General features: G+C 74.6%; 25 protein-coding genes and 2 riboswitches. Of the genes, 14 read left to right on the forward strand and 11 right to left on the reverse strand.

All coding sequences use genetic code 11. The features are described 5' to 3' along the window. The first annotated feature begins 13 nt into the window (after nt 1-13). Entirely contained in the window at nt 14-457 is a 444-nt protein-coding gene (locus FXF50_RS24165; RefSeq protein WP_148431164.1) for a DoxX family protein, read from the forward strand. Nucleotides 458-537: 80 nt separating this feature from the next. Here the strand turns inward: FXF50_RS24165 and FXF50_RS24170 are convergent, their stop codons facing one another. Both FXF50_RS24170 and FXF50_RS24175 read right to left on the reverse strand, forming a co-directional pair. Beyond that, nucleotides 538-1,176: a DUF4232 domain-containing protein gene (locus FXF50_RS24170; protein ID WP_148431165.1), complete on the reverse strand. Its 639-nt coding sequence runs from the start codon at nt 1,174-1,176 to the stop codon at nt 538-540. Between the two features lie 51 nt (nt 1,177-1,227). Beyond that, nucleotides 1,228-1,533 carry a helix-turn-helix transcriptional regulator gene (locus FXF50_RS24175; RefSeq protein ID WP_148431166.1) on the reverse strand — a complete coding sequence of 102 codons (306 nt, stop codon included), beginning with the start codon at nt 1,531-1,533 and terminating at the stop codon, nt 1,228-1,230. A 90-nt stretch (nt 1,534-1,623) separates the two neighbouring features. On the opposite strand from FXF50_RS24175, the gene FXF50_RS24180 reads away from it, so the two are divergent. The 4 genes from FXF50_RS24180 to paaN all read left to right on the forward strand — a co-directional run bounded on the left by FXF50_RS24180 (nt 1,624) and on the right by paaN (nt 7,157). Then, nucleotides 1,624-2,589 (forward strand): DMT family transporter, encoded by a 966-nt coding sequence (locus FXF50_RS24180; protein ID WP_148431167.1) that lies wholly within the window; start codon nt 1,624-1,626, stop codon nt 2,587-2,589. 93 nt (nt 2,590-2,682) lie between these two features. Further along, nucleotides 2,683-2,815, forward strand: a riboswitch (SAM riboswitch). 12 nt (nt 2,816-2,827) lie between these two features. After that, nucleotides 2,828-4,117 (forward strand): threonine synthase, encoded by a 1,290-nt coding sequence (gene thrC / locus FXF50_RS24185; RefSeq protein WP_148431168.1) that lies wholly within the window; start codon nt 2,828-2,830, stop codon nt 4,115-4,117. Nucleotides 4,118-4,411: 294 nt separating this feature from the next. Further along, nucleotides 4,412-5,431, forward strand: coding sequence for a GNAT family N-acetyltransferase (locus FXF50_RS24190; RefSeq protein WP_148431169.1), 1,020 nt, complete (start codon nt 4,412-4,414; stop codon nt 5,429-5,431). Between the two features lie 52 nt (nt 5,432-5,483). After that, entirely contained in the window at nt 5,484-7,157 is a 1,674-nt protein-coding gene (gene paaN / locus FXF50_RS24195) for a phenylacetic acid degradation protein PaaN (protein WP_187399795.1), read from the forward strand. A 58-nt stretch (nt 7,158-7,215) separates the two neighbouring features. On the opposite strand, the gene FXF50_RS24200 is transcribed toward paaN, so the two are convergent. After that, the gene (locus tag FXF50_RS24200) at nt 7,216-7,734 is read right to left on the reverse strand and encodes a GNAT family N-acetyltransferase (protein WP_148431171.1); all 519 of its coding nucleotides are present in this window, start codon (nt 7,732-7,734) and stop codon (nt 7,216-7,218) included. A 224-nt stretch (nt 7,735-7,958) separates the two neighbouring features. On the opposite strand from FXF50_RS24200, the gene FXF50_RS24205 reads away from it, so the two are divergent. From FXF50_RS24205 to groL, 3 genes are all read left to right on the forward strand, one after another. Next, on the forward strand, nt 7,959-8,162 hold the full coding sequence (locus FXF50_RS24205) for a cold-shock protein (RefSeq protein WP_067305333.1): 204 nt from the start codon (nt 7,959-7,961) through the stop codon (nt 8,160-8,162). Nucleotides 8,163-8,278: 116 nt separating this feature from the next. Beyond that, a complete protein-coding gene (locus FXF50_RS24210; protein ID WP_148431172.1) occupies nt 8,279-9,565 on the forward strand; it encodes a hypothetical protein in 1,287 nt (428 codons plus the stop codon). 275 nt (nt 9,566-9,840) lie between these two features. Beyond that, a complete protein-coding gene (gene groL / locus FXF50_RS24215) occupies nt 9,841-11,463 on the forward strand; it encodes a chaperonin GroEL (protein WP_091317388.1) in 1,623 nt (540 codons plus the stop codon). A gap of 66 nt (nt 11,464-11,529) precedes the next feature. Here the strand turns inward: groL and FXF50_RS24220 are convergent, their stop codons facing one another. From FXF50_RS24220 to FXF50_RS24230, 3 genes are all read right to left on the reverse strand, one after another. Next, nucleotides 11,530-11,772, reverse strand: a complete 243-nt coding sequence (locus tag FXF50_RS24220) for a hypothetical protein (protein WP_148431173.1) — start codon at nt 11,770-11,772, stop codon at nt 11,530-11,532. An 83-nt stretch (nt 11,773-11,855) separates the two neighbouring features. Further along, entirely contained in the window at nt 11,856-12,785 is a 930-nt protein-coding gene (locus tag FXF50_RS24225) for a GNAT family N-acetyltransferase (RefSeq protein ID WP_148431174.1), read from the reverse strand. 43 nt (nt 12,786-12,828) lie between these two features. After that, the gene (locus FXF50_RS24230) at nt 12,829-15,372 is read right to left on the reverse strand and encodes a S8 family serine peptidase (protein ID WP_148431175.1); all 2,544 of its coding nucleotides are present in this window, start codon (nt 15,370-15,372) and stop codon (nt 12,829-12,831) included. Between the two features lie 79 nt (nt 15,373-15,451). On the opposite strand from FXF50_RS24230, the gene FXF50_RS24235 reads away from it, so the two are divergent. Continuing rightward, nucleotides 15,452-17,266, forward strand: a complete 1,815-nt coding sequence (locus tag FXF50_RS24235; RefSeq protein ID WP_148431237.1) for a glycerol-3-phosphate dehydrogenase/oxidase — start codon at nt 15,452-15,454, stop codon at nt 17,264-17,266. Nucleotides 17,267-17,361: 95 nt separating this feature from the next. Continuing rightward, nucleotides 17,362-17,838 (forward strand): hypothetical protein, encoded by a 477-nt coding sequence (locus tag FXF50_RS24240; protein ID WP_255510173.1) that lies wholly within the window; start codon nt 17,362-17,364, stop codon nt 17,836-17,838. A 3-nt stretch (nt 17,839-17,841) separates the two neighbouring features. Here FXF50_RS24240 and FXF50_RS24245 read toward each other — a convergent pair whose 3' ends face one another. Beyond that, nucleotides 17,842-19,242: an FAD-binding oxidoreductase gene (locus FXF50_RS24245; protein ID WP_148431177.1), complete on the reverse strand. Its 1,401-nt coding sequence runs from the start codon at nt 19,240-19,242 to the stop codon at nt 17,842-17,844. Nucleotides 19,243-19,300: 58 nt separating this feature from the next. Here FXF50_RS24245 and FXF50_RS24250 point away from each other — a divergent pair, with 58 nt between their 5' ends. Further along, the gene (locus FXF50_RS24250) at nt 19,301-19,618 is read left to right on the forward strand and encodes a DUF4031 domain-containing protein (RefSeq protein ID WP_187399796.1); all 318 of its coding nucleotides are present in this window, start codon (nt 19,301-19,303) and stop codon (nt 19,616-19,618) included. On the opposite strand, the gene FXF50_RS24255 is transcribed toward FXF50_RS24250, so the two are convergent. Then, complete coding sequence (locus FXF50_RS24255) at nt 19,590-20,225, reverse strand: metal-dependent phosphohydrolase (RefSeq protein ID WP_148431178.1); 636 nt, start codon at nt 20,223-20,225, stop codon at nt 19,590-19,592. The genes FXF50_RS24250 and FXF50_RS24255 overlap by 29 nt on opposite strands. A 67-nt stretch (nt 20,226-20,292) precedes the next feature. On the opposite strand from FXF50_RS24255, the gene FXF50_RS24260 reads away from it, so the two are divergent. Further along, nucleotides 20,293-21,558 (forward strand): aromatic acid exporter family protein, encoded by a 1,266-nt coding sequence (locus tag FXF50_RS24260; protein WP_148431238.1) that lies wholly within the window; start codon nt 20,293-20,295, stop codon nt 21,556-21,558. Between the two features lie 126 nt (nt 21,559-21,684). Here the strand turns inward: FXF50_RS24260 and FXF50_RS24265 are convergent, their stop codons facing one another. Further along, nucleotides 21,685-22,947, reverse strand: coding sequence for an aminotransferase class V-fold PLP-dependent enzyme (locus FXF50_RS24265; protein ID WP_148431179.1), 1,263 nt, complete (start codon nt 22,945-22,947; stop codon nt 21,685-21,687). A gap of 51 nt (nt 22,948-22,998) precedes the next feature. Further along, nucleotides 22,999-23,119: riboswitch (SAM riboswitch) on the reverse strand. A gap of 23 nt (nt 23,120-23,142) precedes the next feature. Between FXF50_RS24265 and FXF50_RS24270 the strand changes: the two genes are divergently transcribed. Beyond that, on the forward strand, nt 23,143-24,627 hold the full coding sequence (locus FXF50_RS24270) for a PrsW family intramembrane metalloprotease (protein ID WP_148431180.1): 1,485 nt from the start codon (nt 23,143-23,145) through the stop codon (nt 24,625-24,627). Nucleotides 24,628-24,651: 24 nt separating this feature from the next. On the opposite strand, the gene FXF50_RS29420 is transcribed toward FXF50_RS24270, so the two are convergent. After that, complete coding sequence (locus FXF50_RS29420) at nt 24,652-24,819, reverse strand: hypothetical protein (RefSeq protein WP_187399797.1); 168 nt, start codon at nt 24,817-24,819, stop codon at nt 24,652-24,654. A 79-nt stretch (nt 24,820-24,898) separates the two neighbouring features. Beyond that, nucleotides 24,899-25,246 carry a co-chaperone GroES gene (locus tag FXF50_RS24275; protein ID WP_148431181.1) on the reverse strand — a complete coding sequence of 116 codons (348 nt, stop codon included), beginning with the start codon at nt 25,244-25,246 and terminating at the stop codon, nt 24,899-24,901. 172 nt (nt 25,247-25,418) lie between these two features. Here FXF50_RS24275 and FXF50_RS24280 point away from each other — a divergent pair, with 172 nt between their 5' ends. Continuing rightward, on the forward strand, nt 25,419-26,699 hold the full coding sequence (locus FXF50_RS24280; protein WP_148431239.1) for an AI-2E family transporter: 1,281 nt from the start codon (nt 25,419-25,421) through the stop codon (nt 26,697-26,699). The last annotated feature ends 29 nt before the right edge of the window (nt 26,700-26,728 follow it).

Raw genomic sequence — 26,728 nt, forward strand, 5'->3', positions numbered from 1 at the left:
TCAGGAGGTCACGATGGTTCCGGCACGGCTGAACGGTCCAATACTCGCGCTCTTCCGCATGGTCACCGGGGTGCTCTTCCTCTGTCACGGCGTGGCGTCGCTCTTCGGCGTTCTCGGAGGCAATCCGATGACCGGCAAGGCGGTCCCCTTCGCCCAGTGGCCCGGCTGGTGGGCGGCCCTGATCCAGCTCGTCTGCGGCTCGCTGGTGCTCGCCGGCCTGTTCACCCGGCCCGCCGCGCTGCTCGCCTCCGGCTCGATGGCGTACGCGTACTTCGTGGTGCACCAGCCGGACCACCCGCTGCCGCTGCACAACGGCGGCGAGCTGGCGGCCCTCTTCTGCTGGTCGTTCCTGCTCGTGGCGGTGCTCGGTCCGGGCAGCTGGGCCCTGGACGCCCTCATCTCCCGCCGTCGCGGAGTGGTCACCGAGCCCGCCGCCCGTCCCTCGGTCCCGGCCTGACCAACCGTTCCCCGAGATCTTGGTAGGAAGTGGCCCCTCAAGGGGCCGTTTCCAACCAAGATCCTCGATGGGGGTTGAGCTCAGAGGCGGCTGTCGTGGGTTGGCGCCAAGGAGGGAAGGTCGCTGGGTGCGGGTGGCCGGGGCGAGGACGGGCGGTCGTACCGCTTCCAGGCGCTGACGCCGAGGCGGCCGGTGTTGCCGAGGTCGATCGGCCCGTCCAGCTCGACCGGCTGCGCGGGCCGGCCCGGCAGTGGGGCGACGTCGAGGTGGGCGCCGTTGCTCGCCACCACCGTGGCGTCGGTGACCAGGTTGCGCCAGAGCAGCGCGGCGCTGGCCCGCTCACCGGGGCGCAGGACGATCCGGGTGGGCGGCTGGTCGAAGCCGGCGGTGATCGGGCGCCCGCCGGGGATGACCTGGACGGTCAGCGGGTCCCCGTCGGCGTCCCGGAGGCTCGGTGCCGGGTAACCCTCCAGCACGTACGGCCGGTCGCCGCAGTTGACCAGCTCCAGGCCCATGGCCCGCAGGCCCATGGCGGCGTCCACCCCGAGCTCGGTGATGCGGATCCCCTCCGGCGAGCAGGCCGGCGGGGTCGGCGAGATGCTGGTGGCGGGGGTCGGCGGGGCCGGTTCGCTCGCACGGTCGGGCGCCGGCGCGGGAGCGCAGGCGGCCAGCACCCCGATGCCCGCGAGGACTCCGATCCGCGCCGCCGCCGTTCGCATCCGGCGATCATCCCAGCCGGCGGCCGTCCCGCGTTGCCCCCGGGGCGGGGGTCAGGCTCGGGCGGGCGTGGTGAGGACCGCGTCGAGCAGGCCCGGGTAGAGGCGGTCCAGTTCGTCGCGGCGCAGCCGCACGTAGCGGCTGGTGCCGGCCACCCGGGTCCGGGTCAGGCCGGCCTCGCGCAGCACCTTCAGGTGGTGGCTGCGGGTCGCCTTGGAGACCCCGAACTCGAAGGTGCCGCACGCGTACTCGCCGCCCTCGGCGAGGGTGCGCACGATCTGCAGCCGGACGTCGTCGGCCAGGGCGGCCAGCACGGCGGTGACCGGGATCTCGCGCAGTTCGGGTTCGTGCAGCTCCATGTGACCAGCGTAACCCATGTTCGACATCCGTCGAACAACCTCCTAGAGTCGGCTCCGTTGGTTCGACGATACTCGAACATTGGAGCCGCGATGCGTTTCCGTTCGGCCGCCTTCCCGCTCTTCGCCGTGGTGAGCTGGGGCGTCATGTTCCCGGTGCTGGCCAGCGCGCTCACCCGGGTGGACGCGCTCAACCTCACCACCGCCCGGTACCTGCTCGCCACCGCCGTGCTGCTCGCCCTGCTGCTGGCCCGCGAGGGACGGGGCGCCCTCCGGACACGGGGGCGGACCACCGAGGTGGTGCTGCTCGGCGTGCTGGGGTTCGCCGGCTTCAACGTGCTGACCAACCTCGCCCTCGGCCACGCCACCCCGCAGCAGATCGCCCTCTTCGCCTCCAGCACCCCGCTGGTCACCCAGCTCGTCCGCTGGGCGCGCGACGGCGTACGCCCCCGGCCGGCACTGCTCGGCCTCTCCCTGGTCGCCCTGCTCGGCGTCGGACTGGTGATCACCCGGGGCCGGCTCGACGGGCTGGACCAGTTCGGCGTCGGCGCGCTGCTCATGGTCGGCGCGGTGCTCGGCTGGGCCGTCTACACGCACGGCGCGAGCCGGTTCACCCAGTGGTCGCCGTTGCGCTACACCGCCCTGACCTCCGTGGCCGGCCTCCTCGCCATGCTCGCCGTCAGCGCCGTGGCCGACCTCACCGGCCTCCAGCACCTGCCGGCCGCCGCCGACCTCGTCGCGGTCACCCCGCAACTGGCGTACGCCGTGGTGGTCGCCGCCGTCCTCGCCGTGCTGGCCTGGAACACCGGCATCCGGCGGCTCGGCGTGGCCGACGCGGCGCTGTTCATGAACCTGGTCCCGGTGACCACGTTCGCGGTGCAGATCCTGCGCGGCTACCGGCCCGGCGCGGTGGAGCTGGTCGGCGCGGCGCTGACCATCGCCGCCCTGGTGGCCGCGAACCTGGCCACCCGTACCCGGAAGGCGCCCGCGGCGCCGGCGGCGGTCGCGGTGACCGACCGTGTCGCGGTGATCGAGCCGGTCGCGGTCGTCGCGCGCTGACCCGAGGGGCCGGCGGGGCCCGGGGGCTCACACCGTGGGATCCCGGCTCCGCCGCGCCCCGGCGCCCGCATAGACTCGGCGGCACAACTGCATACCTCATCCAGAGGGGCTGAGGGATACGGCCCGATGACGCCCCGGCAACCACCCGCGCGCTCGACGACGAGCGACGGCGGGCAGGTGCCAATTCCGTCCCCGCCGCACCCGGCGATGCGGGGAAAGATGAGAGGAACTCCTCGACATGACGTCGACGCTTCCCGCCGCCTCCGGCATCGACACCAGCCTCAGCCCGGCCCGCGCCCTGGTCTGTCGCGCCTGCTCCGCGCGCTACCCTCTGGCTGCCCAGCACGCCTGCTACGAGTGCTTCGGCCCGCTGGAGGTCGACTACGACACGACGGCACTGGCCGCCGTCACCCGCGAGCAGATCGAGGCCGGCCCGGACAACCTCTGGCGGTACGCCGCCCTGCTCCCCGCCGGCCAGGACCCGGCCACCCGGGTCACCCTCGACCCGGGCCTGACCCCGCTGGTCGCCGCCCCGCACCTCGCCGCCGAGCTGGGCATCACCGCCCCGCTCTGGGTCAAGGACGACAGCGGCAACCCGACCCACTCCTTCAAGGACCGGGTGGTCTCGGTGGCGCTGACCGCCGCCCGGGCGCTCGGGTTCACCCGCTACGCCTGCGCCTCCACCGGAAACCTGGCCAACTCGGTGGCCGCCCACGCGGCCCGGGCCGGGGTGCCCTCGGTGGTCTTCATCCCCAGCGACCTGGAGCAGGGCAAGGTGGTGACCACCGCCGTCTACGGCGGCGACCTGGTGGCCATCGACGGCTCGTATGACGACGTGAACCGGCTCTGCGGCGAGCTGGTCGAGACCGACGAGTTCGAGGACACCGCGTTCGTCAACGTGAACGTGCGGCCCTACTACGCGGAGGGCTCGAAGACCCTCGGCTACGAGGTGGCTGAGCAGCTCGGCTGGCGGATCCCGGCCCAGGTGGTCATCCCGATGGCCAGCGGCGAGCTGCTCACCAAGATCGACAAGGCGTTCGCCGAGCTGGTCGAGATCGGGCTGGTCGAGGCGCCGGCCGGCGGCTGGAAGGTGTTCGGCGCGCAGTCCGCCGGCTGCAACCCGATCGCCACCGCGCTGCACGCCGACACCGACACCATCGTCCCGGTGAAGCCCACCGGCATCGCCAAGTCCCTGAACATCGGCGACCCGGCCGCCGGCCTCTACGCGCTCGAGGCGGTCCGCCGCACCGGCGGCTGGATGGAGTACGCCGACGACGACGAGATCCGCGCCGGCATCCGGCTGCTCGCCCGGACCACCGGCGTCTTCGCCGAGACGGCCGGCGGCGTCACCGTGGCGGTGCTGCGCAAGCTGGTCGAGTCCGGCCGGCTCGACCCCGCGGCGGAGACCGTCGTGTTCAACACCGGCGAGGGCCTGAAGACCCTCGACGCGGTCGCCGCCGAGGTGGGCCCCACCCACCGCATCAAGCCCAGCCTCCGCGCCGCCCGCGACGCCGGCCTCCTCTCCTGACCCGCCCCGGCTCGGCCGGGCGGGGGAGGGCGGATCGCCCGGTCGGGGGATTGGGGTGATCCGCTGGGTAACTGACTTTTCGCTGTGAGTGTGGAAAACGCGCCGACAAGCACTTGACGGCAGGAATTGGACGGCGCAAGATGCTCCGTGCGGGAGGGCATCCGCCGGAGACTTTTCAAGTTCTTGCGACCCAACGCCGGAGGCGTTGTGCGGACGTCCCTCCCGACCAACGTCCGAAGGGGCCGGCGGAAAACCGCTGGCCCCTTCGCTGTCCGGTGGGCCACGCTCACAGACATGGGCATTTCGGTCTCCCCCCTCGATCCCGCCGACCAGGCGACCCTCGACGCGGTGTACCGGACGGCGGTCGCGGCTCAGGCCGTGGACGAACCGGACCTTCCCCCGCTGTGCCGGCGGCGGTTCGAGGCTCCGCTGCGACATCCGATGCCGGGCGTCGACACCCGCTGGTGGGTCGCGCGCCTCGACGGGGCGCCCGCCGGCTGGCTCCGCATCCACCTGCACACGCTCGACAACACCGACAACGCCGGCGTCGAGCTGGTGGTGGATCCGGCGTACCGGCGGCGCGGGGTGGGGCGCGCACTGCACGAGCACGGGCTGCGGCTGCTGCGCGAGCGTGGGGGCAAGCGGCTGATCGGTGCGACCGTCACCGCGCTGCCGGGGGAGGAGGGCCGGGAGCTGCCCGGGGCCGCCTTCGCCGCCGCTGTCGGCGCGAAGCCGGCGCTCGCCGACGTCCGCCGCCGGCTGGACGTCACCGCGCTCGACCGGCCGCACCTGGCCGACCTGCTCGCCGGGGCCCGCACGGCCGCCGCCGGCTACCGCACGGTCCGCTGGTCGGACCACACCCCCGAGGAGTACGTCGCCGACGTCGCCTACCTGGAGGGGCGGCTCCTCGTGGACGCGCCCCTCGGTGACCTCGAATGGGAGCAGGAGAAGGTCGACGCCGAGCGGATCCGCGGCACGGAGCGGGCGCTCGACGCGCGCGGGGTCCGCCGGTACAGCGTCGGGGCGGTGCACGAGGCGTCCGGCCGGCTGGTCGCCTGGAGCATGGTCAGCCTGGCCGCCAACACCACCTGGCACGCCTGGCAGCAGACCACCATCGTCGACCCGGCACACCGGGGCCACCGGCTCGGGCTGCTCACGAAGATCGAGAACCTCGACCACGTGCTGGCACACGAACCGGAGCTGCGCGTGATCGACACCTTCAACGCGGCGGCGAACACCCACATGATCGCGATCAACGAGCAGCTCGGCTACCGGCCGGCGGCCGGTTCGACCGACTGGCAGCTGACGATCTGACTTGTGACACGCCACTACTGATCTGGGGTCATGCTGTTGCATGATGGCGGGCATGACGGAGACCCCGCACCCCCTGTACGACAGGCACGCCGAGACCCTCAACCGGGCGCTGACCGCGATCACGGAGCGCGGGTACTGGTCCGCCTATCCCGAGTCCCCCAGCCCCCGGGTCTACGGCGAGACCGCCGCCGCCGACGGCAAGGCCGCCTTCGAGGCGTACCTGGGCCGCGACTTCCCGCTCGACCAGCCGGGCGACGGCGACACGGTCGCCACCGAGGTCAGCCCGTTCGGCGTGGCGCTCGACGTGCGCTACCCGCACGCCGGCGCCGACCAGCTCGTGGCCGCCGCCACCGCCGCCCTGCCGGCCTGGCGCGACGCCGGCCCGCAGGCCCGGGTGGGTGTCTGCCTGGAGATCCTCGACCGGCTGCACAAGAACGTCTTCGAGCTGGCCAACGCGGTGCAGTTCACCAGCGGCCAGGCCTTCGTGATGGCCTTCCAGGCCGGCGGCGCGCACGCGCTGGACCGGGCGCTGGAGGCGGTCGCCTACGCGTACGCCGAGATGACCCGGCACCCGGGCACGGCCGGCTGGGAGAAGGCCGCCGGCAAGGGCGACCCGCTGCGGATGAGCAAGACGTTCCACGTGGTGCCCCGCGGTGTGGCGCTGGTGATCGGCTGCAACACCTTCCCGACGTGGAACTCGTACCCCGGGCTGTTCGCCTCGCTGGCCACCGGCAACCCGGTGGTCGTGAAGCCGCACCCGCGTGCCGTGCTGCCGCTCGCCATCACCGTGAAGTACGCCCGCCAGGTGCTCGCCGAGGCCGGCTTCGACCCCAACCTGGTGCAGCTCGCCCCCGAGGCGGCCGGCGAGAAGCTCGCCTCGACCCTGGCCCTGCACCCGGCCGTCAGGATCGTCGACTTCACCGGCTCCACCGAGTACGGCGACTGGCTGGAGGCGAACGCCCGGCAGGCCGCCGTCTACACGGAGAAGGCCGGCCTGAACACGGTGGTGATCGACTCCACCGACGACTTCGCCGGGATGTGCCGCAACCTGGGCTTCACGCTGACCCTGTACAGCGGCCAGATGTGCACCACCTCGCAGAACCTGCTGATCCCCCGGGACGGCATCGAGACCGACCAGGGGCACAAGAGCTTCGACGAGGTGGCCGCCGGCATCGCCGGCGCGGTCGCCAAGCTCACCGCCGACCCGGTCCGGGGTGTCGAGCTGACCGGCGCCATCGTCAACGACGGCGTGCTGGAGCGGCTGGAGGAGGTCACCAAGGTCGGCGAGCCCGTGCTGGAGTCGCGGGCCGTGGCGCACCCGTCCTTCCCGGACGCGGTGGTGCGGACGCCGACCGTGGTGAAGCTGGACGCGGGCGACACCGCCACCTACTCCCGCGAGTGGTTCGGCCCGATCTCGTTCGCCATCGCGACCGACTCGACCGCGCACAGCCTGGAGATCCTGCGCTCCACCGTCGGGGAGAAGGGCGCCCTGACCGCCGGCGTCTACTCCACGGACGAGGCGGTGCTGGACGCGGCCGAGGCGGCGGCCATCGACGCCGGCGTGCACCTGTCCTGCAACCTGACCGGCGGGGTGTTCGTCAACCAGTCGGCGGCGTTCTCCGACTTCCACGGTTCGGGCGCGAACCCGGCGGCGAACTCGGCGCTGACGGACGGGGCGTACGTGGCGAACCGGTTCCGGATCGTGCAGAGCCGCCGGCACGTCTGATCCTGCGGTCGGGGTGCGTCTGTCGTCGCTTCGGCAGCAACAGGCGCACCCGGACCCGTCAGGCGGGGCGGCGCATCTGGAGTTCGTGGAGGGCGGGGATCCGGGGGTGCGGGACGCGCACGCCGGTGTCCACGAAACCCAGCTTCTCGTACGCCCGGCACGCGCGGTCGTTGCCGACCACCACCTCCAGCATGAGCTCCGGCCGGCCGCAGGCCCGGGACCAGGCGGCCACCTCCTCCACGAGCGCGCCGAGCAGACCCCGGCCCCGCCAGGCCGGCGTGATGTAGACGGCGTAGATCAGGGTCAGCCCGGGCTCGTCCGGCGCGGCCGTGCCGCCCGCGTGGCCGACCAGGCGACCGCCGGGGTCGGCGACGAACTGGGCGTTCTGCTCACCGTGCGAGACGGCGGCGATCCGGGCCGCGTAGTCGGCGTGCGGCCGGGCGGCGGCCTCGGCGACGGTCTCCAGGAACGCCAGCGGGGAGTCGGCCAGCATCTCCAGCCGGAGCGCCCGCATCCGGGCGGCGTCCGACGGGCGGACCCGGCGGACCGTGGTCGTCGTGGTGGGCGCGCTGGTCATCTCGCATGCATACCGGAAGGGGCGGCACCCGCGCCGACCGGGCGCGGACCGTGGCCGAAATATGCCCGATTTGTGGTCGTGCGCGGTCGTCACGCCTCGTGTAGCGTGCGATTTCGGTCACTCGATTCAGCGGCCGTCGCCGATCGCTGAAACCGGTGGCTCACCGGTGCCGGTCCGCCGGTCGCCGGGGTTGTGGAACGCCGCGCAGAGTGAGGAAGTGCACCGTGGCACAGGGCACCGTGAAGTGGTTCAACTCCGAAAAGGGCTACGGCTTCATCGCCGTCGACGGCGGGCAGGACGTCTTCGTCCACTTCTCCGCGATCGAGATGGACGGCTACAAGGCGTTGGACGACGGCCAGCGGGTCGAGTTCGAGATCGCCCAGGGCCAGAAGGGCCCGCAGGCCGAGCGGGTCCGCGTCATCGCCTGATCTTTCCTGGCCGCCGCCCGATCGGCGGCCGCTCCACCCCGACGAGGGGGCTGCGGTGCGCGCCCGCGCCGTGGAAGATCATGAGCCGTTCCAGCTGTCGCTGCTGAGGAGGGCTCATGTCCGACCTGCCCCCGTCGGGTGCCACCGAGCCGGTGTCCCCGGCGTCGCCCGGTGTCCCGGCCGACCCGACCCGGTCCACGCCGCCGGCCGCCGTGCCGGCTCCGGCGTCGGGGCACGCGGCCGACCCCACCGCGCCCGGGTCGCCCACCCCGACCGATCCGGGCCGGCCCGCCACCGTGGCCGATCCCGCCGTGCCGGCGCAACCCGGCCCGCCCGGGTCGCCCGCCGTGCCCGCGCAACAGGGATGGCCGGCCGGCTCCGGCGGGTTCGCCGCCCCCGAGCAGCCCGCAGCCGGTGGGCCGCAGCCCTGGGACCCGTACCGGACGGACCCGGCCGGGCCGCCGCAGGGCTGGACCTGGCCGGCCGGTGCCGCTCCGCTGCCCGGCGCGGCCTACCCGGGCTACGCGCTGCCCGGTCAGGCGTACGGCTGGCACCCGGGCCTCGACCCGCAGGACCCGCTCGTCACCCCGCCGCACGCGGGCGTCGGCGGCTGGTTCAGCCGGTGCGGGGGCGCGCTGCGGCGGGGCTGGCGGCAGCTCCTGCCGATCATGCTGCTGACCCAGACGGTCCCGGCGGCGGTGATCGCGGTGCTCTCCCTCGCCTTCGCCCCGACCGACCAGCCGGTCACCGGCCCGGACGGCGCCCCGGTGCTGCCCGACGGCTACTTCGAGCACGTCTTCGCCTTCTACGGAGTGGTGCTCCTCGCCGCCCTGATCTTCGGCCCGTTGCAGAGCACCGGCTGGGCCGCGGGCACCTGGGTGGTCGCCCGCCAGGCGGCCGGCGAGCCGGTCGGCGTCGGGGCCGCCCTCCGCTACGGGCTGCGCCGCGCCCTCGGCCTCTGGGGCTGGACCCTCGTGTTCTCGCTGCTGATCACGGTCGGCGCCTGCTTCTGCCTGCTGCCCGGCCTCTACGCGGCCTGCGCCTTCGCCCTGTTCGGCCCGATCTACCTGTTCGAGCGGCAGGAGCCGATCGGCCGTGCCTGGCGGATGTTCCACCAGCGGTTCGGCATGGTGCTGGGCCGGGTCGCGCTGGTCCTGTGCGCGCTGATCGCCGCGGCGGTGCTGGACGGCGTGCTGGGGGCGGTCAACCAGCTCGCCTTCGGGGTGGACCCGATGGCCGCCCCGAGCACGGCAGCCGGTGCCGCGGCGGTGGCCGTGGTGGGCGCGGTGCTGGCCACCCCGGCCTACCTGGCGCAGCTCGTGGGGCTGGTCGCCGCGTACGCGGAACAGCGCGCGCAGGAAGGCCCGGTGAACGCCGCCCGACTGGCCGCGGAACTCGGCTGAGCGGGGACATCGTGCTTGCACTCGGCTAGGGAGAGTGCTAAACAAGTCATTGGCACTCGCATACGGTGAGTGCCAATGGTCGGGGCGGTAGGGCCACGGCCGCGCCGGTGTCGAGATGGCGCCGGAGTGGCACGGGGCCGGTCGTCGCGGGCTGTCCGGCCCGACCGAGGAGGACGTCGTCGTCGCCAGGTGGCGACGTCCCCAAGGTGCGTACACCAGACGGCCCATCCGGGAACCCTCGGGTGGCCCGTGAGTGTCCAGGAGGACAACGCCGTATGGCCAAGATGATCGCGTTCGACGAAGAGGCGCGCCGCGGCCTCGAGCGGGGCATGAACCAGCTCGCCGACGCCGTGAAGGTGACCCTCGGCCCCAAGGGCCGCAACGTCGTGCTCGAGAAGAAGTGGGGTGCCCCCACCATCACCAACGATGGTGTGAGCATCGCCAAGGAGATCGAGCTCGAGGACCCCTACGAGAAGATCGGCGCCGAGCTGGTCAAGGAGGTCGCGAAGAAGACCGACGACGTCGCCGGTGACGGCACGACGACGGCGACCGTCCTGGCCCAGGCCCTGGTTCGTGAGGGTCTGCGCAACGTGGCCGCCGGCGCCAACCCGATGGCCCTGAAGCGGGGCATCGAGGCCGCCGTGGCCAACGTCTCGGAGGAGCTGCTGAAGCTCGCCAAGGACGTGGAGACCAAGGAGCAGATCGCCTCCACCGCCTCCATCTCCGCGGCTGACCCCAGCGTCGGCGAGATCATCGCCGAGGCGATGGACAAGGTCGGCAAGGAAGGCGTCATCACCGTCGAGGAGAGCAACACCTTCGGCCTCGAGCTCGAGCTCACCGAGGGCATGCGCTTCGACAAGGGCTACATCTCCGCCTACTTCATGACCGACCCGGAGCGTATGGAGGCCGTCTTCGACGACCCGTACCTCCTGATCGTCAACAGCAAGATCTCGTCGGTGAAGGACCTGCTCCCGATCCTCGAGAAGGTCATGCAGTCGGGCAAGCCGCTGCTGATCATCTCCGAGGACATCGAGGGCGAGGCCCTGGCCACCCTGGTCGTCAACAAGGTCCGCGGCACCTTCAAGTCGGTCGCCGTCAAGGCGCCGGGCTTCGGTGACCGCCGCAAGGCCATGCTGGCCGACATCGCCATCCTCACCGGTGGTCAGGTCATCAGCGAGGAGGTCGGCCTCAAGCTCGACGCCGTCAGCCTCGACATGCTGGGCCGCGCCCGCAAGGTCGTGGTGACCAAGGACGAGACCACCATCGTCGACGGTGCCGGCGACGCCGACCAGATCCAGGGCCGGGTCAACCAGATCCGGGCCGAGATCGAGAAGAGCGACTCCGACTACGACCGCGAGAAGCTGCAGGAGCGCCTGGCCAAGCTGGCCGGCGGTGTTGCGGTGATCAAGGTCGGCGCGGCCACCGAGGTCGAGCTGAAGGAGCGCAAGCACCGCATCGAGGACGCCGTCCGCAACGCGAAGGCCGCCGTCGAGGAGGGCATCGTCCCGGGTGGTGGCGTCGCGCTGGTGCAGGCCGGCAAGACCGCCTTCGACAAGCTGGACCTGGCCGGCGACGAGGCGACCGGCGCGCAGATCGTCAAGATCGCGCTGGACGCCCCGCTGCGGCAGATCGCCGTCAACGCCGGCCTCGAGGGTGGCGTCGTCGTCGAGCGGGTCCGCAACCTCGACCCGGGTCACGGCCTCAACGCCGCGACCGGCGAGTACGTCGACCTGCTGGCCGCGGGCATCATCGACCCGGCCAAGGTGACCCGTTCCGCCCTGCAGAACGCCGCCTCGATCGCCGCGCTGTTCCTCACCACCGAGGCCGTCGTGGCGGACAAGCCGGAGAAGACCCCGGCCGCCCCGGCTGGCCCGGGTGGCGGGGAGATGGACTTCTGAGTCCAGCTCCACCCAGCACGCCGAAGGGGGCGGGCCGCGTCGGCGGTCCGCCCCCTTCCATGTGTCTCAGGTCGGCAGTCGGCGTTGGTTGCGTCGCTTGTGCGCCCGGTCGTACGGCGGTGTGATCCGGGTCGGTTCGTCCACCGGTTGCCGCGGCTCGCCGGTGTCCGGTCCGGTGCCGCCGGTCATCTCCGCCAGCTGCTCGGCGTCGCCGAAGTCGAGCCGGTCGAACGGCAGCTGCCCGGGAAGCTCGCCGACCGGGCGCCAGCTCGCCGGCTGGTCGTCGGTCCGTTCGTCGTCCGTGGTCATGCCCGCCTCCTCTGGTTCCGACCGTAGGGGCCGGTCGATGCCGAGGAGGCCGAACGGGGTTATTACCGTCTATGTAACTTTAGTTACTTCTGTCCGTTAAGTGCTTTCCGGAAGAGGAAGAACACCCGCTCGATCCGCGCGCCCGCCGCACCCGAGTAGAACGGCACCGGGCCCACCCAGCCGATCTGCGCCGCCTCGACCCCGGCCGCCGCCTGGTCGCGCAGGCAGCGCCGGAGCAGCACGCCGCCGATGCCCGAGCCCTCGGCCGCCGGGGCGGTCCCCATCGGCCCGAACCAGCTCGGCCGCGACGACCCGTACGCGGCGAAGCCGAGGATCTCGCCGTTCCGCTCGGCCAGGTGCGCGCCCGCGTCCGGCCGGCCCACCGAGCCGGCCAGCTCGCCGTCCCAGGCCCCGCCGAAGGTGGCGCGGGCGAAACCGGCCAGCGCCGGCAGGTCCGCCGGCTCGGCCCGGCGTACCGTCACGCCGCGCCCGGCCAGCCGCTGCTCGGCGGCCTCGGTGGAGCGCAGCGCCGGCGAGCCCGCGCTCAGGTCGGCGGTCATGTTCCAGGCGGTGCGGTCCTGCCGGTAGCCGAGCCGCAGCGCGGCGCAGACCGCCGGGGTGTAGCGCACGTCGATGCCCGGCCAGGCGTACTGCGGCGGGTTCCCGGCCAGCAGCAGCTCGGCCGCGCCGAGCCCGGCGAGCCGGGACTCCGCCTCGACCAGCAGCCCGCCGCCGATCCCCTGGCGGCGTTCCTCCGGCGCCACCGCCAGCAGGTCGACGTGACCGAGCCGCGGATCCCGCGCGGACAGCGAGCCGACCAGCACCCCGACCAGCGCGCCGCCGCGTACCGCGCCGAGGCGCAGCACCGGCCGGTCGGCCGCCGCGCGGTCGGCGAGGGTGGCCACGATCGACGGCGCCTCGGCGGCGTCCTCCGGCAGGTCGAGGGCGCGCCCGCAGAGGTCGACGACCTCGGGCAGGCGGTCAGCACCCAGCTCGATGATCTCCGCGTCCATGGACGCCGACCCTAGGCCATCCGCCGGCCAATGGACAGGGTTGTTAACCGAGGTCCGCGGCCCGCGCCGCGCGGACCGCCGCGTACGCGTCGACCAGGCCGGCGCCGACCAGGTTCCGCGCGCCGCCGCAGGGCGCGTCGGCGGGAGACCCGGCCGGGGTGGCCGTCTCGGCCAGGATGCGGCGGGTGCGCTCCAGGTCGCCGACGAGCGCCGGGTTGGCCGACCACATGAGCGCCACCACCCCGGCCACCTGCGGGGTCGCCATCGAGGTGCCGTCCAGGGTCGCGTAGCCGCCCCCGGGGAACGCCGACGGCACCCCGGCGCCCGGCGCGACCACGTCCGGCTTCGCGACGCCCCCGGCCGCCGGCCCCCGGCTGGAGAACCGGGTGAGCCGGCGGGCCCGGTCGACCGCCCCGACCGTGAGCACGTCCGGGTAGGGCGCCGGCGGGTCGGCGATCGAGCCGCAGTACGGGCCGGTGTTGCCGGCGGCGGCCACCACCAGGATGCCGGCCGCGGCCAGCGCGGCGGTGGCCGGACGCAAGGCCCGCGGGTCGCAGCCCTCCACCGGCGGGCAGCCCCACGAGTTGGTCAGCACGTCCGGCGCCCGTTGCGGCCGCCCGTCGGTGAGCGGGTCCCCGCCGGGCGGGAACGGGGCCAGCATGAACTGGAGGCAGTCCAGGTAGCGCGCCGGGCTGCCCAGGTTGCGGTCCAGGTTGACGCAGCCGACCCAGCTCGCGCCGGGGGCCACCCCGATCCCGTTCCGGCCCACCGCGCTGCCCACCGTGTGGGTGCCGTGGCCACCCCGGTCGGCCGGCGTCCGGCGGTGCTCCCAGGGGTCGTACCAGGAGTCGTCGCCGCCCCGGAAACCCGCGGCCAGGGCCGGGTGCCGACCGTCCACCCCGGAGTCCGAGCTGCCCACCACCACACCGGCGCCCGTGACGCCCAGCTCCGACCAGACCCGGTCCGCGCCGATCAGCGAGACGTTCCACGTGGGACCGGTCGGCGCCGGCACGGTGCCCCGGGCCGGGGGCGCCGCCGCGGGCAGCGGGCGCAGCCGCTGGCTGACCAGCACCCGGGCCACCTCCGGCCGACCGGCGAGCCAGGCCCGGCCCGCCGGCCCGCCGTCCGTCTCGATGGCGTTGACCAGGTAGTACGGCGTCGGGTGCAGGCGCAGCCGGCCCAGCTCGCGGCGCAGGTCGCCCTGGGTCCGCTCGGCCGTGGCCACCAGCCGCCGGTAGACCTCGGCGGCCCGGGCGTCCCGGCCGGCCCGACCCGGCGCCCCGGCCGGGATGCCGGTCAGGTCGGCCTGCTCGCGGAGCACCACCAGCAGCCGTTCCCCGTGCAGGCCGGGCTGGCCGGGGACCGCGTAGACCACCACCACCGCGGCGAGCAGGGCCGCGGCGGTCAGGCCGGCCAGGCCGCGCCGCGGCGCGCGGGCACGGCGCCGGGCGAGCAGCACGCCGTACCCGACGGCGAGCAGGACCGCGACGGCGAACGCGGCGCCGGTCGCGACCGCGACCCAGAACGGGACGTCGCGGGTGGTCGCCAGCAGGACGGTGACCTCCTCCGGGTCGGTGAACGCCAGCGGCCCGACCAGCGCGAGGCCGACCAGCCAGCGCACCGGCCCGCGCCCGGCCGGCCGGCCGCCGTGCCGGGCCGCGGCCTCCAGCGCGCCCAGCACGAAGCCGAGCGGCGGCAGCAGGAGCAGTGCCGGCAGCTGCGCCCCGGACTGGCCGGCCCCGGCGCCCAGCAGCGCCAGGGTCACCCCGGCGACCAGCCCGCCGACCAGCACCAGCCGGGCCGGCCGGGGCGGCGTGCCCACCGCGAACGCGGACCAGAACGCGGGGCCGAGGAGCACCCCGGCCAGCGCGCCGAGCGCGGCGGCGGCCAGCCCGGCGAGCAGGGTCTCCAACGCCCCGCCCAGCGCGCCCACCCAGACCCAGGGCAGCAGCGAGGCCAGCCCGGCGGCGACCGCCAGCAGCGTCACCGCCCCGAACCGCCCACCCCGGCCACCGGCTGCACCGCCGCTCAACCCGCCCGGCTCGCCGCCAGGGCCGGCCGTACCGTCGCTCGGACCGCCCGGGACGCCACCGGGGCTGGCCGTACCGTCGCTGGGACTGCCCTCCGCGCCGGCCGGGGCCGGCGGGGCGGACCGGCGGCGGGCGATCCGGTCGAGGGCCAGGGCGAGCACCACGGCGGTCGCGGCCAGCGCGGCCAGGTACGCCTCGTGGTGCACCGGCGGCAGCGCCCGGAGCAGGGTCAGCGCGCCGAGCGCGAGCGTGCCGGCCAGCCAGGCGCGGCCGGTCACCCGGATCGCGGGGGAGCGGGGGATCAGCGCGAGCGTCAGCGTGGGCGTGCCCACCAGCAGCACGGTGACCAGCGCGACCACCGGCCAGACGGCCACCGCGCGGTCGAGGCCGGCGACCAGCACGAGCTGGTCGACCACCCAGCCGGCGAGCTGGCCCGGCACCGCGACCAGCACGGCCCAGACGCCGGTGACCACGGCGGCGACGACCGGCCACGGACCGGTGTCGCGGCGGGCGGGACGGGGCGGGGGGACGGGAGCGGTGGGCGGGCCGACCTGCATGGCACTCACCGTACGGCCCGGCAGGGGCGTGCCGCCGGAGTGCGGGGCCGGTTACGGTGGACACGTGCGCGACCCCAACGTGTCCCGATCCGTGGCCGGTCAGCTCTCCGTGGAGCGCCGCGCCGACGACCTGCGCCGACTCCGCGCCGAGCGGTTCGACGTGCTGGTCATCGGCGGTGGCGTGACCGGGGCGGGCGCCGCGCTCGACGCCGCGTCCCGTGGCCTGAAGGTGGCCCTCGTGGAGGCGCGCGACTACGCCGCCGGCACCTCCAGCCGGTCCAGCAAGCTGATCCACGGCGGCCTGCGCTACCTGGAGCAGTTGGAGTTCCACCTGGTGCACGAGGCGCTGACCGAGCGGGGGCTGCTCGCCACCCGGCTCGCCCCGCACCTGGTGCGCCCGGTGCCGATCCTCGTGCCGCTCCCCGCCGAGGGCGGGGTGCGCGACCTGGCCGGCCGGTTCTTCCGCCGCTCCTACTACGGCGCCGGGGTGGCCGCGTACGACGTCTTCGCCGGCGTGTTCGGCGGCGGGCGCGGCATGCCGCTGCACCGGCACCTGAGCCGGGAGGGCACGCGCCGGATCTTCCCGAGCCTGCGTCCGGACAAGCTGGCCGGTGCGATCCGCTACTACGACGGGCAGGTCGACGACGCCCGCCTCGTGGTGACCCTGGCCCGCACGGCGGCCAGCCTCGGTGCGACCGTGGTGACCAGCGCCCGCGCGGTCGGCCTGATCCGGCAGGCCCGGGAGGTCACCGGGGTCCGGGTCCGCGACCTGGAGGCGCCCGCCGGCTCGCCGGACGCCGAGTTCGAGGTGCGTGCCCGCACGGTGATCGCCGCGACCGGCGTGTGGAGCGACGACATGTCCCGGATGCTCAACGACGTCGGGCTGCGCCCCGGCTTCCGGGTCCGGGCCTCCAAGGGCGTGCACCTCGTGGTGCCGCGCTCGGCGATCACCGGCGAGACCGGCCTGATCCTGCGCACCCCCAGCAGCGTGCTCTTCGTCATCCCGTGGGGCGGTCACTGGATCATCGGCACCACCGACACCGACTGGCGGCTGGACCGGTCCCACCCGGCGGCCACCGCCAAGGACATCGACTACCTGCTGGAGCAGGTCAACACGGTGCTGGACCGCCCGCTCACCACCGACGACATCGAGGGCGTCTACGCGGGGCTGCGCCCGCTGCTGGCCGGCGAGGCGGACTCCACCTCCAAACTCTCCCGGGAACACGCCGTCATCGAGCCGATGCTCGGGCTGCTCCTGGTGGCCGGCGGCAAGTACACGACGTACCGGGTGATGGCCTCGGACGTGGTCGACCGGGCGGTGCACCGGCTCGGCTGGACCCGGCCGTCGCGCACCGCCGACCTGCCGCTGCTCGGCGCCGACGGGTACGCGGCCATGTGGCGGGACCGGGCCGACCTGGCCCGCCGGCACGGGGTGCCGGTCGGGGTGGTCGAGCACCTGCTGGAGCGCTACGGCACGCTCACCCTCGACCTGCTCGCCCTGGTCGACGCCGACCCGCTGCTCGGCTCCCCGCTGGCCGGCGCCCCGGAATACCTGGCGGCCGAGGTGGCGTACGCGGCCCGCGCCGAAGGTGCGCTGCACCTGGAGGACGTGCTCACCCGGCGCACCCGGATCTCCATCGAGACCAGCCACCGCGGCCTGGAGTCGGCGGAGCACGCCGCGGAGCTGATGGGTGCGGTGCTCGGCTGGGACGAGGCGACCCGCGCCCGCGAGGTGGCCCACTACCGGGCCCGCGTGGAGGCGGAGCGGCAGTCGCAGCTGATGGCGGACGACGTCGCGGCCGATGCGGCCCGGCTGGGGGCGCCGGACGTCCGCGGGTTCGCGGCGGACCGGGGCGCCGACGGCGACAACGCCGAACTTCCGTCTTCGCGGTGACCGGTCGGTAACGTCGTTCCGGAGGATACCGGCCTTACCTACGGAAGTGTAGGTTTCCCCGCGTGGTTCGCCCATCCTGGTCGCGCGTCCCTGCCTTGTCCGTCGGCGTCCTACTGGCGACCGCGCTCACCGGCTGCTCGCTCTTCGGCCGGGCCGAGGGCGCCACCACACCGGACGAAGCGGGCGCCGTCTCGCCGACCCCGGTCGGCCGGCGGGTCTCCCTGGTGCAGCAACTCGGCCCGGACAGCCCGCCGCGCACGCTGGAGGTCGACCCGACCGGGCGCTGGCAGTGCCGCGACTGCGCGGGCGACGGGGTGGACTCGACGGGGGCGCTCACCCCCGAGCAGACGCAGCGGTTGCAGCAGATGCTCGCCGACCCGGCCCTGGCGAAGGAGACCGACGAGGCCCGGCACTACAAGCAGGGCTGCATCGACGCGCTGACCTCGACGCTGCTGATCCCGCCGGGCCTGACCATCACCACGCAGGACTGCCCGGGCGAGCCGAAGCCGCCGGTGGCCTACCAGGTGCTGCTGCTGATCACCCAGGCCACCCCGGCCGAGGACAGGGGCTGAGCGTCAGCACACCTTGCCGGGGTTGAACAGCCCCGCCGGGTCCAGCGCGGCCCGGATCGCCTGGTGCACCCGCACGCCCACGGGGCCGATCTCCCGGGCCAGCCAGTCCCGCTTGAGCAGGCCGACGCCGTGCTCGCCGGTGCAGGTGCCGCCGAGGTCCAGCCCGAGCCGCATGATCTCGTCGAAGGCCCGCCGCCCGCGTTCCAGGCTGGCCGGGTCGGCCCGGTCGACCACGATGTTCGGGTGCATGTTGCCGTCCCCGGCGTGCCCCACGACGCCGATCGGCACGGCGCACTCCTCGGCGATCCGGGCCACCCCGTCGAGCAGCGCCGCCAGCGCGCCCCGCGGCACCGCCACGTCGTCGATGACCAGGCCGCCGTTGCCGCCGGGGAAGGACTCCGCGGCGAACCTCTCCATGGCCGGATGGGCCAGCCGCCGGGCCTGGAGCAGGGCGGCCGCCTCGGCCGCGTCGGTGGCCGCGTAGACCTCGTCGGCCCCGGCCGCCGCGCACACCTCGGCGAGCCGGGCCAGGTCGTCGGCCGCCCGGGAGCCGGTGTCCACGGCCGCCAGCAGCAGCGCCTGCGCGTCCGTGCGTAGCCCCATGGGCCGGTACGCCTCGATGGCCCGCAGGTGGGTCCGGTCCAGCAGTTCCAGCAGGCTCGGGGTGAGCCCGCGTTCGGCGATCCCGGCGACCGCGGTGCCGGCCGCCGCCGTGGTGGGGAAGACCGCGACCAGGGTCAGCGACTCCTCCGGCGCCGGCCGCAGCGCCACGGTCACCTCGGTGATCACCCCGAGGGTGCCCTCCGAGCCGACGAAGAGGCGGGTCAGGTCGTACCCGGCGACGCCCTTGGCGGTGCGCCGGCCGGTCCGCAGCACCTCGCCGGAGGCGAGCACCACCTCCAGCCCGAGCACGTACTCCGTGGTCACGCCGTACTTCACGCAGCACATGCCGCCGGCGTTGGTGGCCACGTTGCCGCCGATGGTGGACGACTCCCAGGAGCCGGGGTCCGGCGGATACCAGAGGCCGTGCTCGCGGACCGCCGCGCCGAGCGTCGCGTTGACCACGCCGGGCTGCGCCACGGCGATCCGGCTGACCGGGTCGACCTCCAGGATCCGGTCCATCGCCACGGTGCTCAGCACCAGCGCGCCGTCCACCGCGTTCGCCGCGCCCGCCAGCCCGGTCCGCGCACCCTGCGGCACCACGGGTACGCCGTGCCGGCCGGCCGCGCGGACCACCGCCACGACCTCTGCCGTGTCGCGCGGGCGGACCACGACCAGCGGGATGCCCGCCGCGCACAGGTCGGCCTCGTCCCGCGCGTGCGTCGCCAGCAGGTCGGGGTCGGTCAGCACGGCGGCGTCGCCGAGGGCGGTCCGCAGCTCGTCGAGGAGGGGATGGGCGGCCATGCCGGGAAGGCTAGGTCGTGCCGGCGGGGTTGACCAACCGGGCGTACCGTTGGTCGCCATGCTCTACCTGGACCCGCCCGCGGTGCCCTCGCGGGGGCGGCTGTGGTCGCACCTGATCAGCGACCTCTCGTACGCGGAGCTGCACGCCTTCGCCGAGGCACTGGGCGTGCCCCGGCGCGGGTTCGACCGCGACCACTACGACGTCCCGGCCGAACGGGTCCCCATGGCCGTGTGGCTGGGCGCCCGGCTGGTGCCCTCCCGCGAGATCGTCCTCCTGCTCCGCGCCGCCGGCCTGCGCCGGCCCAAACCCCGCGCGGTCCCGGTGCCGGCGGCACGGGAGGCCGGGATCAGCGCAGGGCCGCGAGTTCCCGGGTGAGGTTGGCGCGGGCGGGGGACTCCCAGCAGGCGTGCGGCTCGGGGAGCCGGTAGAGGGTGGGCAGGGCCAGCAGATTCGCCAGGACGGCGGCGCGGCCGGCCCGGAACGCCGGGTCGGGGACGTGCGCGTACTCGCGGCGGACGGCGGCGGCGTAGCGGTCGTAGTCGGCGGGCGGGGCGGCCAGGACCGCCAGGTCGGCGTCGCACAGCAGGGCGCCGTCCGGGTCGTCCGGCCCGACCGCGTGGCCGGCGGTGAGCAGCACCAGGCGGCGTACCCCGGTCACCGCCGCGACCGGCAGCCCCGCGGCGGTGAGCAGGTCCCCGGCCAGCTCGGCGCTGGCCCGCTCGTTGGCGTCGCCGCCGGCCCGGGGGTCGTAGACCGCGTCGTGGCACCACGCCGCCAGCCGGACCAGGTCCGGGCGGCGGGCCGACCCGGCGTACGCGTCGACCACGTCGAGCACCGCCCGCAGGTGGGTTGCCGTGTGGTAGTGCCGGTGCGGCTCCCGCCAGCCGGCCAGCAGCCGGGCCCCGCCCCGTTCGACGCCGGCCGGGTCGGTCGCGCCCGCCGCCCGGGCCGCGTCCCGCCACCGTTGCATCAGCTCGTCCACCCGGTGGAGTCTGCCGCACCGCGGCGGTCGGGAGGATTCACCGGTGGCGGGACGGGTAGTCCCGGCCATGGCCGGGGCCCGGGACCGACGACCGCCGTTCTTGCGACGTAAGGCGTTGCGCGAGGGACTGGTCGACCTCGACGGGCCGCGGATCGCGGAGGCCATGGAGCAGCTCCGGCACCGGAGCAAGGCCACCCTGCACGACCGGCTGCACCGGGTGCGTACGGCGGCCGGCCTGGCGGTCCAGGCGGGCCTCGCGGCCGGGCTGGCCTACCTGATCTCCCACCGGCTGCTGAAAAACCCGCAGCCGGTGTTCGCGCCCATCTCGGCGGTCGGCACCCTGGCCGCGTCGGTGGGCCAGCGGTTCCGCCGGACCGTCGAACTGATCATCGGTGTGGCGGTCGGGGTCGCCGTCGGCGACCTGCTGGTCTACCTGCTGGGCACCGGCGCCTGGCAGCTCGGCCTGGTGGTCACCGCGGCGATCCTGCTGACCGTCTTCGCCGGGGCGAGCGTCGCCATCGTGATCCAGGCGGCGGCCACCGCCGTGCTGATCGTCACGCTCAGCCCGTCGACGCAGAACCTGGAGATACCCCGGTTCGTGGACGCGTTCCTCGGCGGCGGCATCGCGCTGCTGGTCACCGCGCTCCTGCTGCCGCTCAACCCGCTCCGCGTGATCAACCGGGCGGCCCGGCCCGCGCTGGACCTGCTCGCCGGGCAGCTCGACGCCTGCGCGGAGGCGCTGCGCAAGCGGGACCGTGGGTTGGCGCAGCAGGCGTTGTTCCGGCTGCGGGAGAACAAGGACGAGCTGGCCGCGCTGTCGGAGGCCATCGAGGGGGCCAAGGAGACCATCACCATCTCCCCGGCCCGTTGGCACCGGCGGGACGAGCTGACCCACTACGCCGAGGCGGCCGACCCGATCGACCGGGCGATGCGCAACAGCGGCACGCTGATCCGCCGCTCGGTCACCATCGTCGAGGACGAGGAGCCCGTCCCCGAGACGATGCCCGACTCGATCGCCCACCTGGCCGAGTCGGTACGCCTGCTGCGCCACGAGTTCGCCGTCGGGGAGGAGCCGCAGAAGGCCCGGGAGCGGTCGCTGCGCGCGGTCAGCGAGGCCGGGCGGGCGTACGCCGAGGGGGTGGGTTTCTCCGGCAGCGTGGTGATCGCCCAGGTGCGGACCACGGCGAGCGACCTCCTGGTGGCCTCCGGCATCGAGCAGGAGGAGGCGAACCGCCTGGTCCGCCAGGCGTTCGGCGACCGCGAGCAGCGCTCCGGCGAAACGACCGAACAGAGCCCCGCCCCCAAGCCCCCCACGGCGCCCCCGGTCGGCTGACCGCGCCCGCCCGGGCCCCCGCCCCGGTGATCATGAAGTTAGCCGCAGTGGAAAGCGCATTCCAAGGGCGCTAACTTCATGATCAACGCGGAGAGGCGGGGGGAGAGAGAGGGCGGGGGCGGGTGGTCAGGGGAGGGTGGCCAGGGCGGTCAGGAGGACGTCGACGTCGGTTTCGGTGGTGCCCAGGCCCAGGCTGGCGCGAAGGGCGGTGGGGGGCAGGTCGGTGCGGCCGCTGCGGGTGGCCGCCTCGGTGAGCAGGCGGCGGGCGAGCGGGTGGGCGCAGAACAGGCCGTCCCGGACGCCGATCCGGTGCGCGGTCGCCAGGTGGGCGGCCACGTCGGCGGACTCCCGCCCGGCGACCACGAAGCTGACGATGCCCACCCGGGGAGCGTCCGGCCCGAAGGTGCGCAGTTCCACCACGTGCGGCAGGGCGGCGAGGCCCGCCCGGAGCCGCGTCAGCAGCGCCTGCTCGCGGGCGTGCAGCGCGTCCCGGTCCGCGGCGGCCAGCGCCGCGCAGACCGCCGCCAGGGCCACCGCGCCGAGCAGGTTCGGGGTTCCCCCTTCGTGCCGTGCCGGGCCGGTGGCCCAGCGCACCTCGTGGGTGCCCGCCCCGACGTGGCTGGTGGCCCCGCCGCCGGCCAGGTAGGGCGGCGCCGCGTCCAGCCAGTCCGCCCGTCCGACCAGCACGCCCGCGCCGAACGGGGCGTACAGCTTGTGGCCGGAGAGGGCCAGGTAGTCGACGTCCAGCGCGGCCAGGTCCACCGGGGCGTGCGGGGCGAGCTGGGCGGCGTCCACCAGGATGCGGGCGCCGTGCCGGCGGGCCACCCGGGCCAGCTCGGCCACCGGCCAGCACTCCCCGGTCACGTTGCTCGCGCCGGTCACCGCGACGAGCACCGGCAGCCCCGGCCGGGCGTCGCGGGACAGTTCGGCCAGCGCCGCGTCGAGGGAGCGGACCGCGCCGCTCGGGCTGTCCGGCACCGGGAGCCGGACCGAGCCGCGCGGCCAGGGGAGCAGGTTGGCGTGGTGCTCGCCGGCGAACGTGACCACCGTGGTGCCGGCGGGCAGCGCCCGGGCCAGCAGGTTCAGCGCGTCGGTGGTGTTCCGGGTGAAGATCACGTGGTCGTCGGGGCGGGCGCCGAGGAAGTCGGCCACCGTCTGCCGGGCCCGCTCGTAGGCCAGCGTGCAGCGCCGCGACAGCGCGCCGGCGCCGCGGTGCACGCTCGCGTACCAGGGCAGCAGTTCGGTCACCGCGTCGGCCGCGGCCCGCGCGCACGGCGCGCTGGCCGCGTGGTCCAGGTTGATCTCCCCCGGTACGCCGAGCACGCCGAGCGGGTCCGGCCGGCTCGGAGTCGACAGCGTGGGCAGCGAGGGTACGAGGGTGACGGTCATGCCGGAGCCTCCCGGGTCCAGGGGACCCCGGGTGGGTGGGCACCGGGACGGGGTCCGCGCTTGCCCAGCACGCGGTTCGGGCTGGGCCCGGTCATCACCCGGGGCACCCCACCGCGAACTCGACGAGGGTTGCCGGCCAGCAAGCCGGGGCTTGACGCTGGCGCTCGTGACCTGTCCCGGAGCATAGCGGCCGCGATGCGGCCGGACCAGTGGGTCGCGGGTGACTACGCTGACCGCATGGCCGTCACCCCGCCCGGCGGAGCCCTGCCGCCGCCGCCGACCGCGCCCGCCGTCCCGCCGGGGTCGCCGGCTCCCCGGATGCCGCTGCGCCGGCTCGGCTGGCGGCGGTTCCTGGCGCTGGCCGGGGTGGTGCTGCTGATCGCCGGCGGCGCGGTCTTCATGGTCTTCACCCTGGGCGAGAGCCTCGGCGCGGAGGCCCTGCTGGTGGGTGTGATCGCGGCGATCCTGCCGGTGCCGGTGCTGGTCTCCTGCTTCCTGTGGCTCGACCGCTATGAGCCCGAGCCGCTGAAGTACCTGATCTTCTGTTTCGCCTGGGGCGCGTTCGTCTCCACCGCCATCTCGCTGCTGGTCAACGAGACCGGTGCCCGGCTGTTCAAGGACTGGGGGCTGCCGGCGGCGCTGACCGCCGTGCTGGTCGCCCCGTTCATCGAGGAACTGACCAAGGCGGCCGGCCCGCTGCTGCTGCTGATCTTCCGCCGCCGGGAGTTCTCCGGGGTCACCGACGGCCTGGTCTACTGCGGGCTCTCCGCGGTCGGCTTCGCCATGGTGGAGAACATCCTCTACCTGGGCGGTTACGGCTACCGCACCGGCGTCGAGGAGTACGGGCCGGCCACCGGCGCGCGTCAGGTCATCGCCATCTTCATCGTGCGGATCCTGCTCTTCGGGTTCGCCCACCCGCTGTTCACCTCGATGACCGGCGTGGGGCTGGGCGTCGCCGCGCGTGCCGCCGACCGGCGGGTGCGCTTCCTGGCGCCGATCGCCGGCCTGCTGCTGGCCATGATGCTGCACGGCACGTGGAACCTGCTGCCCTCGCTGGCCGCGGCCACCGGGCAGCCGCTGATCGCGCTCTACGGCTACATCGGGGTGATGGTGCCGATCTTCTTCGGCATGGTGGGGCTGGCCGTGTGGCTGCGCGCCTGGGAGGGGCGGCTCACCGAGCGCACCCTGCCCGACTACGTCCGGGCCGGCTGGCTCACCCCGCCCGAGGTGGCGGCGCTGGGCAGCCTCGGCCGGCGGCACGCCGCCCGCACCTGGGCGCGGCGGGTGGCCGGCGACGGCGGGGTGCGGGCGATGCGCGGCTACCAGTTCGCCGCCACGCGGCTGGCGCTGCTGCGCGACGGGATGCGCCGGGGGCTGGACCGCAAACCCGCCGAACGGGACCGGACGGCGCGGGAGGAACGGGAGCTGCTGGACGCGATCGGGGCGTACCGGGCGTTCTTCGTGGGGCGTGACCCGCAGGCGCCGGTCGGGGTCTGGGACGGGCAGCACTACCACCTGCGGTTCCCGGACGGCTCGCAGCGCGCGGTCGAGGCCCCGGACGAGCCGGTGGTGCCGATCCCGGTGGTGCTGGCCCCGCCGCCGCCACCCTTCCCGCACCCCTACGGCCCGCCCGGCGGCTACGGCCACCGCCCCGCCGCCCCCTGGGGCCCGCACGCCTGAGCAGGCCGCCCCGGGCCCGTCCCGTCAGGTCATCAGGCCGGTGAGGAAGTCGCCGAGGCCCTGGGCGATGGCCATGAGGGCGGCCCCGATCCCCTTGAACATCTGGGCCGCGCCGTCCGGCCGGAACGCCATGAAGTAGATCAGGAACGCGAGGAATCCCCAGGCGAGTATCTTCTTGATGACTACCGGCATGATCCCTCCCCAGGGCGCTGTCGTGCCTGGGGCTTCCCGCCGGGCAGCGGTGCAAACGGCGCCCGCGACGGGGCGGCGCCTACAGGTAGAGGCCGGTCGAGCCGGTCGGCTCGTTCTCCACCCGCTCGGCCGCCACGGCGTGCACGTCCCGCTCGCGCAGCAGGACGTACGCCCGGCCGTGCAGCTCGACCTCGGAGCGGTCGTCCGGGTCGAACAGCACCCGGTCGCCGGAGACGATGGAGCGGACGTTCGGGCCGACGCCCACCGCGGTGGCCCAGGCCAGCCGCTTGCCGACTGCAGCGGTGGCCGGGATGACGATGCCGGCGGTGGAGCGGCGTTCCCCCTCGCCGTTCTCGGTACGCACCAGCACGCGGTCGTGCAGCAGGCGGATCGGAAGGCCGGTGTCGAGGTCCTGGTCGGCGGTCACGCGAAGACGCTACCGCGTGCCCGGTGACGGGTCCCGGCGTGGTTGGGCGGGGCGGCAGAGGGGCAATGTGTGGCGCAGTCGCCCTAGGGTGGGGCGGACGGACGTATCCTGTCCCCTTGCCTTTCGGGGGCGGACCAGTTTGCGGGAGGTGCGCTTGAGCCGCTTCGAGCGGATGCGTGGACGGCTCCGACGCGCGTACGAGTCCGGCCGCGAGTCGGCGCGGGCCCGCCGGCCCGATCCGGACCGGTCGGCGGAGGAGTCGGGCCTGGCCTCGCCCTCCTCGCCGGGCCCGGCCGCGCCCCCGACGGCGACCGTGGTGGGCGCGGAGCCGCCGGCCCCCGTGCACGCCTCGACCACCAGCCAGGACGACGTGGAGGTGCCGCACGCGCTGCGGATCGCCGCGGCCTGGTGCTGGCGGCTCATCGTGGTGGGCATCGTCACCTGGTCGCTGCTCAAGATCGTCGGGACGATCCGCATCGTGATCATCCCGCTGGCCGTCGCGCTGCTGCTGTCCGCGCTGCTCGCCCCGGCGGTCGGCTGGCTGCTCAGGGCGCGCCTGCCCCGGTCGCTGGCCACCGGCGTGGTGCTGGTCGGCGGCCTGGCCGCGGTGATCGGCACGCTGACCCTGGTGGTGAACGAGTTCATCCAGGGCGTGCCGGAGCTGAGCGAGAAGTCGTCCCAGGGCGTCCGGCAGATCCAGGACTGGCTCAAGACCGGGCCGCTGCACCTCTCCGACGGCCAGCTCAACCGCTACATCGACGAGGCGCAGAGCTGGATCAACGGCAACACGGAGAAGTTCACCAGTGGGGCGCTCAACACGGCGGCCACCCTGGCCGAGGTGCTCACGGGCACCGTTCTGGTGCTCTTCGCGACGTTCTTCTTCCTCCGGGACGGCAGCAAGATCTGGCGGTTCCTGGTCCGGCTGCTGCCCGTGAACGCCCGCTGGAAGGTGGACGACGCCGGCCGGGCCTCCTGGTCGACGCTCGGCGCCTACGTACGGGCCACCGTGCTGGTCGCCGTCATCGACGCCCTGGGCATCGGCATCTTCCTGGTCATCTTCGACGTCCCGTTCGCGTTCCCGCTGGCCGCGCTGGTCTTCCTGGGCGCGTTCATCCCGATCGTCGGCGCCTTCCTGTCCGGCGTGGTGGCCGTCCTGGTGGCGCTGGTCGACAGCGGCCCGGTGACCGCGCTGATCATCCTGGGCGCGGTGATCGGTGTGCAGCAGGTCGAGGGGCACGTGCTCCAGCCGCTGATCATGGGCCGCGCGGTGGCCATCCACCCGCTCGCCGTGATCATCGGCATCGCCGCCGGCGTGGTGCTGGCCGGCATCGCCGGCGCGCTCGTCGCGGTGCCGCTGATCGCCGTGCTCAACACCGCGGTCCGCCGGCTCGCCGCGCGCACCGTGCCGGACACCCCGCCGGACGCCGTGGTCGTCGCCTCCCAGGCGCCCTGACCCGACCGACCCGTCGACGCCCGCGTCGC

Source organism: Micromonospora sp. AP08, assembly GCF_008085935.1.
GTDB lineage: Bacteria > Actinomycetota > Actinomycetes > Mycobacteriales > Micromonosporaceae > Micromonospora > Micromonospora chersina.